Source organism: Micromonospora sp. NBC_01796 (assembly GCF_035917455.1).
Taxonomy (GTDB): domain Bacteria; phylum Actinomycetota; class Actinomycetes; order Mycobacteriales; family Micromonosporaceae; genus Micromonospora_G.
Window position 1 is genome coordinate 6,446,092 of sequence record NZ_CP109078.1, and the last position, 13,819, is coordinate 6,459,910.

Genomic DNA, 13,819 nt, shown 5'->3' on the forward strand with positions numbered 1-13,819 from the left:
TCGCCTCCGGTCAGCTGACGGTGTATTCGGGGCTCACCAGTGCGGCCGCGACGAGCCGTACCGGGTCGGTGGCCATCGGGGTCAGGGCGGCTCGGGTCCGGTCGGTCCAGGCGTCCACCACGAGCAGCCGGGCCAGCGCGTCGAGCCGACCGGCCTCCGGTGCCGCGGTGATCCGCTGGACCGCCACCGGGCCGGCCGCCCCGGCGAACAGGTCGGCGAGCCGCATCCGGGCCTGGAGGGACGAGGTGGTGAGCCAGGCGGCGCCGGCCGGCCAGCCGCCGACGCTGGGTGGGCGCAGCGGCACCTGGTCCATCCCGGACAGCCCGGACTGCACCTGTTTGCGCTGTTGCTCGGACAGGGCCGAGGGCCGGATGTGGAGCTGGCGCATCGCGCCCACCGCCCACTCCACCGGCTGTTTGACCAGGTGTCCACGGGTCTGGGCGAAGGCGGGGTCGGTGAACATCGCACGCAGCATCGCGGTGACGTCGGCGGGTACGGTGCCGCCGGTGGCGGGTGTGCCGCCGGTGAACCGGAACCAGAGCCGGCCGGAGACGAACTCGGCGGCCCGGGGTTGCCCGGCGAGCAACCGGGCGTACGAGTCGGCGTCGAAGGTGTCGGTCCGGCCGAGGATGGTCTTGGGTCCGGTGTCGTGTCGCTTCGGCTCGAACCGGGCGGTGTCCGACCCCCGGGCGACGGTCCACCCGGTCAGCGCCCTCGCGCCCGCCTTCACGTCGTCCTCGGTGTAGTGGCCGATGCCGAGGGTGAACAGCTCCATCAGTTCGCGGGCCAGGTTCTCGTTCGGCGCCTTGCGGGTGTTCTTCTCCCCGTCGAGCCAGAGGATCATCGCGGGGTCGCGCACCATCGCGGCCACCAGGGGACCGAACTCGCCCCGGCCGTACCGCCGGAAGGTGTCCAGTTGACCCAGCATGAGCTGCGCCGACTTCACCTTCTGCACGCTGGTGGCCCAGTGCCCGTGCCAGAAGAAGATCAGCTTCTCGGTGAGCTGGTGGTCGGCCCCGACCATCCGGTCCAGCCACCACCGCTGCACCTGCTGGACCTGCTCGGTGCGCTGCTTGTTGGCCTGCTGCCGCTGCTCCCGGCCCGCACCCTTGGCGAGCGCGGCGTACGGGTCGGGCCCGAGTCGTGGCGCCGGGGTGGCCGCCGCGCCCGTGTCGGTGCCGGACGGGGCGAGCAGCCGGTCGAGGGTGCTCTCGAACCCGGCGCGTACGGCCGCTTCGACCTCTTCGGCGGTGGGGCCGAACGTCGCGCGGCGCAGCAGGTGGGCTATCGCGTCCGGGGAGGCCATACCGGGACCCTAGGCCGACAACGTACGAATACGGTAAATATCCCGTACGAGGCAGGTCCGGCGGGTGGGTGTACCCGCCGGACCGTCCGGATCGGGCTCAGTGCCAGCGGAGCGAGGCGATCCGGCCCTGTACGCCGGAGGCCCAGCAGGCCCCGCCGGTCGTGCAGTCGACCGAGTCGAAGCTGCCGCTGTCGAACCGTTGCCACCGGGTTCCGCCGTCGAGGCTGAGGTCGCTGCCGGTCGGGCCGACCGCGAGCGCCAGCCACCCGGCACGGTGCACCCAGGCCGATCCCGACCGGTACTCGCCCGGCTGGTTCCGTGCCACCGTCCAGTCGCGGCCACCGTCGCGGCTGGTCGCTGCGCCGTCGGGGGCGCTCGCCGGGGTGTTGTAGTCGCCGCCGAGCGCGATGCCGTGCCGTGAGTCGCGGAACGCCAGTGAGTAGATGCCGGCGGACGGCCCACTCGGCACCGGGGTGGAGGTCACCCGCCAGGTCCGGCCCCGGTCGTCGGTGCGGAAGACCCGTGCGGTGGCCCCACCCCCGGTGGCGAACCACGCCTGGTCGTCACCCCGACCGGAGCTTCGGCCGGGGCTCTGGTGGGCGGCGGTGACCAGGCAGGTGCCGCTGGCGGCGAACGCGAACTCGCCCTCCAACGCCGGTGGCATACCGGTGGTGGGCAGCGGGCGCCAGGTCCGGCCACCGTCCGAGGTGGAGAGGATGCGGAACCGGCCGTCGACCGGGTCGGACAGGGCCAGCCCGTGGTGGCGGTCGAAGAACGCCAGACAGTCGTAGAAGGCCCGTTCGTCGGTGTTGCGGAAGGTCTCGGTCCAGGTCCGACCGCCGTTGTCGGTCCGGTAGACCCGCGACTGCTCGCCTGGACCGATCGACAGCGCCACCGCGTGGTCGGCGTCGAACGCCTCGATGTCGCGCAGTTCGAGACTCGTGTCGGCCGGTCCGACCTGCTGCCAGTGGCGACCTCCGTCGACGGTACGCAGGACGGTGCCGGCGGTGCCGCTGGCCCAGGCGACCCGTTCGCTGACCGCGGCGAGCCCGCGCAGTCGTACGGTGGCGCCGGTGTCGTGCAGCCGCCATTCCGGCTCCGGCCGCGTGGTGAAGCCGGCGGTGGTGGTCAGCACGACAGCGCCGGCGAGCAGAGTGGAGATCATTCGTAGCCGCATGGGTCAGCAACGTACCTGACATCGCCCGACATGGATATCCTGCCGCACTTGGGCGGTGGTCACTCGTGCGAAACGTGGCGTACAGCCGAGGTTTCTGTGGTGTGTGTCAGGGATTTGCATATATCGTACCGATCTTGTTTATCGTCCATGTGTCCGAATGGGCTGCATAACGTGCATGGAGGATTGATGCGCATCAGGGGAGCCGGATCCGTGGTCGCGGCGCTGCTCGCGGGTACGGTGGTGGCCGGCGGAATCGCCTTTGCCACCGGGGCGAGCGCGGCGGAGAGTTCGCAGTTCAGCGTGGTGAACGGAGCCATCCGTACGGCGACCGGCACCCCGGTGCCGGCATCGGGCACGCACGCGTCGCTGTGGGGCAACAACAGCTACGCCACCACCGCGATCACCGGGTCGGGTCGGGTGCTGGTCGGTGCGATCGGTGACAACTGCCAGGGTTGGCCGACCGTCCGGGTGACGGTGGACGGCACCGCTGTCGGCACCAGCACGATCGTCAGCGCCACCAGCTACGGCACCTATCCGATCGGCACGGCTGTCGGCGCCGGACAGCACAACGTGAAGATCGAGTTGATCAACGACTTCCAGTCGACGACCTGCGACCGCAACGTCCACCTCGCGTACGCGCGGATGGAGACGCCCGGCTCCACCGTCGACACCAGGTTCAGCTTCGCCGTCATGCCCGACACCCAGCAGGAGGTGCTGAACGCCTCCGACACCCGGTTCCGCCAGCGCACCGACTGGCTGGTCGGCAACCGGTCCGCGCTGGACCTGCGGTTCGTGACCCACTCCGGCGACGTGGTCAACTGGGACACCCCCGACCACTCGCAGTACACGATCGCCCGCAACGCCATGCGGTCGTTGGAGACCGCGGGCATTCCGTACTCGCTGGCGCTCGGCAACCACGACACCCAGGCGACCGGGGTCGGCGGCTCGGCCCGGGACCCCGCCCGCACCCGTGAGCTGGTCCGGGACACCACCGTGTTCAACCAGTACTTCACCGCCGCCCAGTACGGCGCAGTGCAGGGACAGTTCGAGGCCGGCAAGGTGGACAACTCGTACTCCACGTACGAGGCCGGTGGCCTGCAGTGGCTGGTGCTGACCCTGGAGCTGTGGCCGCGTACGGCGGCGGTCACCTGGGCGAAGAGCGTCGTCGCGGCGCACCCCCGGCACAACGTCATCGTGGTCACCCACGACTACATCGACGGCAACGGCAACATCGAGCAGAGCGCCGGGTACGGGGCCACCAGCCCGCAGTACCTGTTCGACAACCTGATCAAGCAGTACGCGAACGTCAGGTTCGTCTTCTCCGGCCACGTCGGGATCGCGGGCAACCGGGTGGACACCGGGGTCAACGGGAACAAGATCTACACGTTCCTGCAGACGTTCCACTCCAACACCACCAACCCGGTCCGGCTGGTAGAGATCGACACGGCGGCCAACTCGGTGCGTACCTGGGTCTACGGACCCTTCAACAACCAGTCCTTCACCGAGTACGACCGGTCGTTCACCGGGCTCGCCCTGGTCCGCTGAACCCCGTACCGATCACGGCGACTCGCGACCGTGGGGCTCGATCGGGGCCCCGCGGTCGCTGTCGTCGGCCACGTCCGCGTGTCCGGGCCACCAGGCCACGTGCCCGAGCAGCGCGGTGATGGCCGGGGTGAGGAACAGCGACATCACGAACGCGACGATCACGATGCCGGCGGAGATGGCGAAGCCCATCTGGGTGAGTGTGCTGTTGCCGGCCAGCATGAGCGAGGCGAACGTACCGGCGAGGATGAGGCCGGCGGCGGCGACCGTGGGTCCGGCGTGCCGGATCGCCATCGCGGCTGCGTCGCGCGGACTGCGCCCCTCGCGCGCCTCCTCCCGGAGCCGGGCGATCATGAGGATGTTGTAGTCGGTGCCGAGTGCCACCACGAACAGGTACATGATCACCGGCAGGATGAAGATCAGACCGGGCTCACCGAGACCGTGCTGGAAGATCAGCACAGTGGCGCCCAGGGTCGCGGCGAAACCGAGGCCCACCGAGAGCATCAGGTACCAGGGCGCCACCACGCTGCGCAGCAGCAACCCCAGGATGACCATGATGAGTACGGCCGCGACCGGGAACACCACCGCGTAGTCACGGTTGACGGCCGCCTGGATGTCGACGAAGACCGCGGTGATGCCACCGACGAACGCGGTCGTCCCGTCCGGTGCCGCCGAGTGCGCGGTGCTGCGCAGCGGCCCCTTGACGGTGTGCAGCGCGGCCGAGGACTGCGGGGTGTTCGCCAGGGTCACCTGGAAGTCCGCGACCCGGCCGTCCGGTGACAGGGTCGGCTGCCCGACCTGCCCGACACCGGGCACCTTGGCCAGCGCGTCCCGGTACGCACCGAGCCGGTCGGTCGGCAGCGGGCTGCCGGTGTCCGAGCGCAGGAACACGTTGGACGGCTCGGTGGCGCCCGCCGGCAGGCCCCTGAGCAGTTCCTTGCTCCAGACGTTCGACTCCGACTCGGTCGAGGTCGATCCGCTGCTCAGGTCGAAGTTCGGATGGAAGCCCAGGGCGAAGACGGCGAGCACGATCAGTCCGGCGCCCGAGACCGCCGCGTACACCGCCGGCCGGCGGGCCAGGGAACGGCCGATCGCGGCGAACCGGGCGCCACGCGGTTCGCGCCGCCACGCGTTCGAGGGCCAGAACACCTTCGTCCCGAGCAACGAGACGATCGCCGGGATGAGGGTGAGCCCGGCGACCAGGGTGGTGGCGACCGCGATGGCCAGGGCCGGCCCGAGGGACTTGAACAGGCCGAGCGTCGACAGGGTGAGGGCCAGGAAGGCGATGATGACCGCACCCGCCGCCGAGGCGATCGCCTCGCCGGCTCGGGCGACCGCGCTGACCATCGCCGTCTTCGGGTCCTCGCCCAGGCGCAGCCGCTCCCGGAAGCGGAACATCAGGAACAGGATGTAGTCGGTGCCGACGCCGAACAGCACCACGATCAGCATCGCGCTCACCGAGCTGTCGGTCTTCAGGTCGAACGCCTGGTTCGCCCAGGCGATCAGACCGGTCGCGATCTGCGACACCAGGCCGATCACGATCACCGGTAGCAGGGCGATGATCGGGCTCCGGAAGATGATCAACAGCAGGATGATGATCAGGCCGATGGTGGCGATCCCGATGATCGCGTTCGCCCGGTTCCCGGAATCCTGGGCATCCAGGTTCTGCGCGGCCGTACCGGTGATGCCGGACTTGAGGTCGGTGTTCGCGACCTGGTCCTGTAGCGCGGCCCGCAGCGCCTTCACCGCGTCGGGCTGGGCCTGGTCGGCCGGACCGCGCTGCGGCGTCATCTCGACCGCGATGATCTGGATCAACCGATTGGGCGAGGGTGGCGTCGGCGTGAGTGCGATGACGTCGGGGAAGTGGCGATCGGTCAGAGCCTGCCCGATCGCGACGACCTTCGTCGCGTCGGCGTCGGTCAGCGGTGCGCCGTCCCGCCGCTCGAACACGATGATCGCCGACGGCGTGGCCGCCCGGGGGAACGCCTGCTGCTGGACCTCGGCGGCCCGGATCGACTCGTAGTGTGACGGCAGGAACGACGCCTCGTCGGTGGTCGCGGTCAGCGTCGGTGCGAAGCCGATCACCCCTACCGCGGCGGCCACCCAGGCCACGATCACCCAGATGGGGTGGCGGACCACGAACCGCCCGACAGCAGCGAACACCCGCGGCACCTCTTCGTGATCGACGGCCTCCGTTCCGTGATCAACCTAAACGCTCACCCCCGCCGGGGTACGGGAAATGGCTTGGCTCCACCCCAACGGGCGCCGCACCGGATGTCAGCCTGCCCCGACGCACCGCCGACGTGTCGCTCAGCGGATGGCGGGCACGCGTTCGCCCGCCCAGCGGTCCGCCGGTGCGATCGAGGGAAGATCCGTGTACGCGGAGAGCGTCCGAGCCGAACTCACCGCCGTGGTCCGGTGGAAGCGAGCCAGCCGGGCCAGCGCCTCCTCGCGTTGGGCCGACCCGCACACCAGCAACGCCTTGCGGCGGGCGAACCACCTGACCACGCTCTGGTAGCGGTAACGCTGGTACGGCCCGGTCTCGACCAGGTGGACGTCGGCGAGCGACTCCATCACCCGCTCGGCCTCGTACGGCGGAAGGTCGAGCAGGCTCGCGACGGCGGCGAGGTCGAGGTCCGGCCCGTCCGGCAGTGCGGCGAGGCAGAACGCCGTCGCCTGCCGCGGGTCGAGCTGCCCGTACGCGCGCTCGAACGGCACCTCGACCGCTATGCAGTCCTCGTGCAGGGCCACCGGCTGGCGGATCTCGACCCGCAGTCGATCCTCGATCGCCGCCACGCTCCACTCGGGTCGGGCGGCCAGCCGGGCGGCGGCGAGCCGTACGGCCAGCGGAAGGTGCGAGCAGATCTCGGCGTAACGGCGGGCCGGCTCGGGTTCGGCGCGTACCCGGTCGGCACCGGCGACCCGTTCCATCAGGGCCAACGACTCGTCCGGCCGGAACGCGTCGACCGTCGACCACCGCGCGGCGGGCACCCCCGCCATCCGGCGGTCGGCGGTGACGATGACCGCGCTGCCCGGACTCGCCGGCAGCAGGTGCCGCAGTTGCTCGGCGTCCCGAGCGTGGTCGAGCACCATCAGCACCCGCCGGCCGTCGAGCACCGTACGCCACAGCGCCGCCCGTTCGGCCAACGAATCGGGATGGCTGTCGGGCCCGACCCCGTACGCCCGCAGGAACGAGCCCAGCGCCTGCCGCGCCTCGACCGGTTCCTCGTCGGGGCCGCGCAGGTCGAGGTAGAGCTGCCCGTCCGGGAACCGGTCCCGGACCGCGTGCGCGGCGTGGACGGCGAGCGTGCTGGTGCCCACCCCGGCCAGGCCGACGAGGCCGACGACCGGGGCGCGGTCGACAGCCGACAGCGCGGTGGTGACGGTGCGCATGATCTCGACGCGTCCGGTGAAGTCGGCGAGGTCGGCCGGTAGCTGCGCCGGGACCGGCGGGACCGGTGGCCGGGCGGGCACCGGCGCGGCCGTGGCCGGGGTGCGCCGGTCGGCCGGTATGAGCAGCGTCGGGTCGCCGGTCAGGATGCGCTGGTGCAGGTCCTGCAACGCCCGTCCGGGGTCCAGTCCGAGTTCGTCGCCGAGCAGCCGCCGGACCTCCCGGTAGCTGGCCAGGGCGTCGGCCTTGCGGCCGGACCGGTAGAGCGCGAGGATCAGCAGCTGTCGCAGGCGTTCGCAGAGCGGTTCGTCGGCCACCAGGGCGGACAGCTCGGTCACCGCCTCGGAGTGTCGGCCCAGGTCGAGATCGATCGCCAGCCGGTCCTCGATCGCGGCCCGCCGCAGGCTCTCCAGCCGCATGCCCTGACTCTGCGCGTAGGGGCCGGGCACACCGGCGAGGGCCGAACCCTGCCACAGCGCTTCCGCCGAGCGCAGCGATGCCGCCGCACCCGCCAGGTCGCCGTCGGCGCGGTCGGCCGCCGCCCCGGCGACCAACTCCCGGAACCGGCGGTAGTCGAGGTCCTCCGGGCCGACCCGCAGCGTGTAACCGCCACCGACGGACTCGATCACGTCCGCCGGGTCCGGGGCTCCGGTCGTCAGGACCCGGCGCAGCCGGTACAGGTAGGTGCGTACGGTGCCGCTGGCTGCCCGGGGCGGGTCGACGTCCCACAGCGCGTCGATGAGTTCGGTGATCGTGGCCTGGCTGCCCTCCCGCAGCAGGAGCGCGGCGAGCACCGCCCGCTGCTGTGGCGAGCCGAGGTCCAGCTCGACGTCGCCGCGCCAGGCCCGGACCGGGCCCAGCACCGAGAACCGTGGCTGGTGCGTCATCGCCATCCCATCACCGGTCGAGTAACTGCGCGGTCGAGCCTATCCGGTCCGGCGACGGCCGATGATCATCGTTGCTCGCCGGTCGCCCCGGTTCCGGTGCCGTCGACGAAACGTCGACCGGACGTCGACAACCGCTGAACTGCAATGGGTGGGCAGCCCGGCGTCGGTCGGGCCGGCAACGACCGTTCAGAAGGGCCGTACCTCCCGTGACTTCGACAACTTCCCCTGTCAACCATCCGACCCCGGCCGGCGCACCGCAGCCCGTGCCGCTGGACGCGAACGCGGTCGACCGGTTGCGCGCCCGCGTCGCCGGACCGGTGCTCCTGTCCGGCGACGACAACCTCGCCGACGAGCTGGCCACGTACAACCTGACCGTGGTGCACCGGCCGGCGGTGGTCGTCGGCGCGACCGGACCCGAGGACGTACGGGCGGCGGTCCGGTTCGCGACCGACCACGGCCTTCCGGTGGCGGTCCTCGCCGCCGGTCACGGTAGTTCCGTACCCTCCGACGGCTCGGTCCTGATCACCGTCCGGCGGATGCGGGCGCTCACCGTCGACGCCACCGCCCGTACCGCGCGGGTGGAGGCGGGCGTCCGCTGGGCCGAGGTGATCGAGCAGGCCGGCAGGTTCGGGCTGGCCCCGCTGAACGGCTCCTCACCGACGGTGTCGGTGATCGGCTACACCCTGGGCGGCGGCCTCGGCCCGATGGGTCGCGCCTACGGCTACGCCGCCGACCACGTACGCAGCCTCGACGTGGTCACCGCCGACGGTGAACTCCGGCACGTCACCGCCGAGACCGAACCCGACCTGTTCTGGGCGCTGCGCGGCGCGAAGGGCAACTTCGGTGTGGTGACCGCGATCGAGTTCGACCTGTTCCCGGTCGCCCGCCTCTACGGCGGTGGCCTGTTCTTCCCCGGCGAGCAGGCCGCCGAGGTGCTGCACCGGTACGCCGACTGGACCGCGGACCTGCCCGAGGAGATGACCTCCTCGATCGGCCTGCTGCACCTGCCGCCGCTGCCGTTCGTGCCCGAGCCGCTGCGGGACCGGCTCGTCGTCCACGTCCGGATCGCCTACCTCGGCACCGCCGCCGACGGGGAGCGGCTGGTCGCCCCGCTGCGCGACCTCGGTCCCCGGATCATCGACACCGTGGCCGAGATGCCGTACACCGAGATCGCTTCCGTACACGCGGACCCGGTGGACCCGCTGCCGCTGTACGAGAGCGGGACGCTGCTGCGGGAACTGACCCCGGAGACGATCGACACCATCCTCGCCTTCGCCGGCCCGGAGGCCGCCTCACCGCTGGTCCTGGCCGAGTTGCGGCACCTCGGGGGTGCGCTCGGCCGCCCGCCCGCGCAGCCGAACGCGGTCGGCAACCGGGACGCCGCGTACTCGTTCTTCGCCGTCGCGGCCGGCGGCCCGCCGCAGGCGCAGGCCCTGGTCGACTACCAGCGTGACTTCGTCGACCACCTGACGCCGTGGACCACCGGCCGGCGCTACCTGAACTTCATGTTCGCCCACGACACCACCCCGGACCAGGTACGGCACGCGTTCGACCCGGAGACCTACCGCCGGCTCGGCGAGCTGAAGAACCGGTACGACCCGGCCAACACCTTCCGGATCAACCACAACATCCCGCCGGTCGGCTGAGCCCCGACTCCGACGACAAGCCCGCGGCCCCGGTCCCGACCCGTTCGGGAGCGGGGCCGCCACGGTCCGGGACGGCTACCCGGCCCACGCCTCCTCGGCGGTGACCACCGGGCGGCCGGTGCGTACGGACTCCTCGATGGCGAGGCTGAGCAGGTGGTCCTGGCAGGCTTCGGCGAGCGGGTACGGCGCCGCCGCCTCCTCCCGCGCCCACGCACCGGTACGGGCCACGATGTCGGCCACCGCGAGATCGTCGTCGGAGAGTCCGCTGCCCACGAACGGGTTCCGGTAGACCACGCGCCCGTCGAAGCTGATGTGCTTCAGGTCGCGTCCCTCCAGGTTGAGGTCGACCCCGGTCTGGCGGCGTACCAGCGGAGACTCCACCGGAGTGGTCGGGTCGACCAACCGGACGACCTGGTCGTCGACGATCTCGCCGAGCGAGCCACGAATCGTCAGCCGCCGGGCCCGCAGCGGGTTCCACCACTGGTTGTCGGTGAAGTCGTACAGCCCCATCCGGCCACCGAAGTCGATGGTCGCCAGGGTGGTGGACAACTGCCGGGGAGCGTCGTCACCGCTCCAACCGTCCGGGGACAGGGGGTCGGCCAGCGGCGCGACGAAGGCCCGCGCGCTGACCTCGGCCGGGTCGTACCCGACGCCGAGCAGGCCGCGGATGAGCGAGACCGCGTGATAGAGGTGGGTCGACGAGATCTGTACGGAGGTCGGCTCGCCGATCACCCCGGCCCGAACCAGTTCGAGCCGGGCGGCGTGTCCCGGCATCAGCAGGTACTGCTCGGCGACCTGGACCAGCCCGCTCGCGCCCACGTCCGACCAGAGCGAGCGCAGCCCGTCCAGGTCCGGCGCCGGCGGGGTTTCGGCGAGTACGGGCACACCGGCAGTGACCAGCTCACGGGTCGCCTCCGGGGTCACCGCCCAGGGCACCGACACGATGACGAAGTCCGGCCGCTCGTGGGCGAGCAGGTCGGCGGTGGAGCGGAACGTCGGCACGCCCCACTCCGCCGTCACCTCGTCGCCCCGTTGCCCGGTACGGGTGACCACACCGGTGACCCGCAACCGGTCGGGCAGCAGCCGGGCCAGCCGCAGGAAGAACAGCGACCGCCAGCCGCTACCGACCAAACCGAACCGGGTCTGCGCCACCGCTGTCATCCGGACTCCCCACTCGGCGGGCTGATCTTGGCAGTCACACCCTAGCCTCCGGGCTGGACGACCGCCGCCGCCCCGCCGCCGCGCCGTACCGGTTCCGCCGACGCAACGAAGCCGTGTCGGCCGGTGAACTCGACCGCGGTGGCGGCGCCCAGTTCGGCCGTGCTCGTGAACGGCGGATGCCCGTACGCGGTGAGCGCCGCCCCGTACCCGGTGATGAAGGCCGGCTCCGCCTGCGGTGCCGCACTGTTGCGCTGGGACGCTCTCGGCGCGGCCATCGCCTCGGGCAGCGACATGCCCAGGTCGATCCGGTTGACCAGCATCTGCAGCACGGTGGTGATGATCGTGGCACCACCGGGGGTGCCGAGGGCGAGGAACGGGCGGCCGTCGTCGAGCACGATCGTCGGCGACATCGAGCTGCGCGGGCGCTTGCCCGGCGCGGGCAGGTTCGGGTCCGGGGCGGCGCCCGGCGTCTGGGCGAACGTGAAGTCGGTCAGCTCGTTGTTGAGCAGGAAACCGCGTCCGGGTACCACCATCGCGTTCCCGCCGGTCTGCTCGATCGTCAGGGTGTACTCGACCACGTTGCCCCAACGGTCGGCCACGGTCAGGTTCGTGGTGCTCTGGCCGGGGTGACCCTCGGCACCGGCGGTGGCGGTCGCGCAGCCGTCGTACCGACCGTCGGGGTCACCGGGCAGGACCGGCTTCTGGGCGGCCCGGGTGGGGTCGATCCGGCAGGCCCGCTCGGCCGCGTACCGATCGCTGAGCAGTTCCCGCAGGACCCGCTGCGACGTGTCGTCGCCGACGTACCGGTTGCGGTCGGCGTACGTGAGCGCGCTCGCCTCCAGGTAGTGGTGCAGCGCCTCGGGCACCGTCATCGTGGACAGGTCGAACCGTTCCAGGATGTTGAGCGCCTCACCGACGGCGACACCACCACTGGACGGGGTCGACATGCCGTACACGTCATACCCGCGGTAGTCGGACCGGGTCGGTGCGGGGAACCGGACGTCGTACCGGGCCAGGTCGGCCCGGGTCATACCGCCCGGTCGGATCGGGAACTGCCACGGCACGGTCGGGTTGCCGGCCACCGGCGGACGCTGCACGGTCGCCACGAGGTCCGCGCCGATCGGGCCCTCGTAGAACATGTCGACACCGCGCCGGGAGATCTGCCGGTAGGTGTCGGCCAGGTCGCGGTTGCGCTGCGTCGAACCGACCGCCGGTGGCTGCCCGCCCGGCAGGTAGAGCTTGCGGGTCGCGTCGAACTGGGCGAACGCCGCCGCGTTGTCGGCCACCTGCTGGCGGAACGTCGCGTCGACGGTGAACCCGCGCTCGGCAACCTCGGCGGCGGGGGCCAGCGCCGTGGACAGCGACCGGGTGCCCCACTTGCGCAGCGCCTCGTGCCAGGTCAGGAGCGTCCCCGGTACGCCGACCGAAAGCCCGCTCACCCGGGCCTCCTGGAAGTTGTAGGGCGTACCGGTGGCCGGGTCGACGAACGAGTTCTCCCGCATCGCCGCGGGAGCCGACTCCCGCCCGTCGATGGTGTGCACCCGCTTGGTACGCGCGTCGTAGTAGAGGAGGAACCCGCCACCGCCGATGCCGGCCGAGAACGGTTCGGTGACGCCGAGCGTGGCGGCGGCGGCCACGGCCGCGTCGACCGCGTTTCCGCCGCGTCGCAGGACGTCGATGCCAACCGCGGTCGCGGTCGGGTCGACGGTGGACACCGCGCCGCCGTACCCCTGCGCGGTCGGCGTCTTCGTCGGTTCCCCGGTGGTGCCCGGTGCGGCACCCGCCGGCACCGGGGCGGCCTGCCAGGCGACCACGGTGACGGCGGCGACCGCCACCCGGACCAGTGTCGTGACCGTGCGCGTCATTGACCCTCCACGAATCGGCCTGTGTCTCTTCGACAGGGTAGTGACGGTCGACCGGAAACCGCATCCTCTGCGGCGGCACGACCTGTTGTCGACGGTGGACCCGCGTCAGCCGCAGTTGTTGCTCGTACGCCTGACCGTGTACTCGGCGTCGTCACTGGTGATGCCGGACGGCGATCCGTCGAAGTGGGTCTCCACCTTCTCCCAGCCCCGGCGCTGCTCGTAGTGCAGGTGCGGGGCGCCGGAGTTGCCGGTGCTGCCGACCCGCCCGATCTGCTCGCCCTGCGCCACCCGCTGGCCGACCTCGACCGACGGCGGTTCGAGCAGGTGGAGGTACTGCGTCTCCCACTTGCCACCGTGGTCGATCTTCACCCAGTAACCGCCGCCCCGGCCGCGCGGACCGTCCGGGTCGTCGGGCGTACGCCCACCCAGCGATCCGTTGATCCCGGCCTCGGTGACCGTGCCCGAGTACGAGGCGAGCACCGGTTGTCCCCATGCCTCGCCCTCGGTCGGGAACAGGTCGACGTCGTAGTCGTCGTGTCCGGGATAGGTGCCGAGCTGCCAGGTCTCGCCGCAGGCGACGGGGAGTTGGAAGAGCGGGCGCGGCCCCGCCGGCCGCAGCATCGGCACGACGACCAGGGCGATGATGAGGATGGCCGCGACGGCGCCGAGGGCGAGAACCACGCGGGTGGCGCGGCCGGGGATGCGGCGTCTGGTCGGGTCGCCGGTCGTCACCGCTCCGAGCATGGCAGACGAGGACAAGGCACGGGCCCGGACACCACGGGCACCCGTCGGATCCGTTGGCGTTGATCAATGGCCGAAACGTGGGTCGACGGATGGCGGCGTC

General features: G+C 71.6%; 9 protein-coding genes. 2 read left to right on the forward strand and 7 right to left on the reverse strand.

Features of this window, described 5'->3' with window-relative positions; all coding sequences use genetic code 11:
- Positions 1 to 10: 10 nt before the first annotated feature.
- On the reverse strand, positions 11 to 1,306 hold the full coding sequence (locus OIE47_RS29025; RefSeq protein WP_326557694.1) for a DUF1800 domain-containing protein: 1,296 nt from the start codon (positions 1,304 to 1,306) through the stop codon (positions 11 to 13).
- Positions 1,307 to 1,403: 97 nt separating this feature from the next.
- Positions 1,404 to 2,483: a WD40/YVTN/BNR-like repeat-containing protein gene (locus OIE47_RS29030; RefSeq protein WP_326557695.1), complete on the reverse strand. Its 1,080-nt coding sequence runs from the start codon at positions 2,481 to 2,483 to the stop codon at positions 1,404 to 1,406.
- A gap of 186 nt (positions 2,484 to 2,669) precedes the next feature.
- On the opposite strand from OIE47_RS29030, the gene OIE47_RS29035 reads away from it, so the two are divergent.
- A complete protein-coding gene (locus tag OIE47_RS29035; RefSeq protein WP_326557696.1) occupies positions 2,670 to 4,028 on the forward strand; it encodes a carbohydrate-binding domain-containing protein in 1,359 nt (452 codons plus the stop codon).
- A gap of 12 nt (positions 4,029 to 4,040) precedes the next feature.
- On the opposite strand, the gene OIE47_RS29040 is transcribed toward OIE47_RS29035, so the two are convergent.
- Both OIE47_RS29040 and OIE47_RS29045 read right to left on the reverse strand, forming a co-directional pair.
- Entirely contained in the window at positions 4,041 to 6,188 is a 2,148-nt protein-coding gene (locus OIE47_RS29040) for an MMPL family transporter (RefSeq protein WP_326557697.1), read from the reverse strand.
- Positions 6,189 to 6,335: 147 nt separating this feature from the next.
- Positions 6,336 to 8,309, reverse strand: a complete 1,974-nt coding sequence (locus OIE47_RS29045; RefSeq protein WP_326557698.1) for an AfsR/SARP family transcriptional regulator — start codon at positions 8,307 to 8,309, stop codon at positions 6,336 to 6,338.
- A gap of 200 nt (positions 8,310 to 8,509) precedes the next feature.
- Between OIE47_RS29045 and OIE47_RS29050 the strand changes: the two genes are divergently transcribed.
- The gene (locus OIE47_RS29050; RefSeq protein WP_326557699.1) at positions 8,510 to 9,949 is read left to right on the forward strand and encodes an FAD-binding oxidoreductase; all 1,440 of its coding nucleotides are present in this window, start codon (positions 8,510 to 8,512) and stop codon (positions 9,947 to 9,949) included.
- 75 nt (positions 9,950 to 10,024) lie between these two features.
- Here the strand turns inward: OIE47_RS29050 and OIE47_RS29055 are convergent, their stop codons facing one another.
- The 3 genes from OIE47_RS29055 to OIE47_RS29065 all read right to left on the reverse strand — a co-directional run bounded on the left by OIE47_RS29055 (position 10,025) and on the right by OIE47_RS29065 (position 13,719).
- A complete protein-coding gene (locus OIE47_RS29055; protein ID WP_326557700.1) occupies positions 10,025 to 11,110 on the reverse strand; it encodes a Gfo/Idh/MocA family protein in 1,086 nt (361 codons plus the stop codon).
- 41 nt (positions 11,111 to 11,151) lie between these two features.
- Complete coding sequence (ggt, locus tag OIE47_RS29060) at positions 11,152 to 12,975, reverse strand: gamma-glutamyltransferase (protein ID WP_326557701.1); 1,824 nt, start codon at positions 12,973 to 12,975, stop codon at positions 11,152 to 11,154.
- A gap of 105 nt (positions 12,976 to 13,080) precedes the next feature.
- A complete protein-coding gene (locus OIE47_RS29065; RefSeq protein WP_326557702.1) occupies positions 13,081 to 13,719 on the reverse strand; it encodes a M23 family metallopeptidase in 639 nt (212 codons plus the stop codon).
- Positions 13,720 to 13,819: the final 100 nt, after the last annotated feature.

Bases quoted from the DNA above. Each gene is read 5' to 3' on its own strand.
- OIE47_RS29045 (WP_326557698.1), bottom strand. From the start codon at position 8,309: ATGGCGATGACGCACCAGCCACGGTTCTCGGTGCTGGGCCCGGTCCGG.
- OIE47_RS29055 (WP_326557700.1), bottom strand. From the start codon at position 11,110: ATGACAGCGGTGGCGCAGACCCGGTTCGGTTTGGTCGGTAGCGGCTGG.
- ggt (WP_326557701.1), bottom strand. From the start codon at position 12,975: ATGACGCGCACGGTCACGACACTGGTCCGGGTGGCGGTCGCCGCCGTC.
- OIE47_RS29030 (WP_326557695.1), bottom strand. From the start codon at position 2,483: ATGCGGCTACGAATGATCTCCACTCTGCTCGCCGGCGCTGTCGTGCTG.
- OIE47_RS29065 (WP_326557702.1), bottom strand. From the start codon at position 13,719: ATGCTCGGAGCGGTGACGACCGGCGACCCGACCAGACGCCGCATCCCC.
- OIE47_RS29025 (WP_326557694.1), bottom strand. From the start codon at position 1,306: ATGGCCTCCCCGGACGCGATAGCCCACCTGCTGCGCCGCGCGACGTTC.
- OIE47_RS29035 (WP_326557696.1), top strand. From the start codon at position 2,670: ATGCGCATCAGGGGAGCCGGATCCGTGGTCGCGGCGCTGCTCGCGGGT.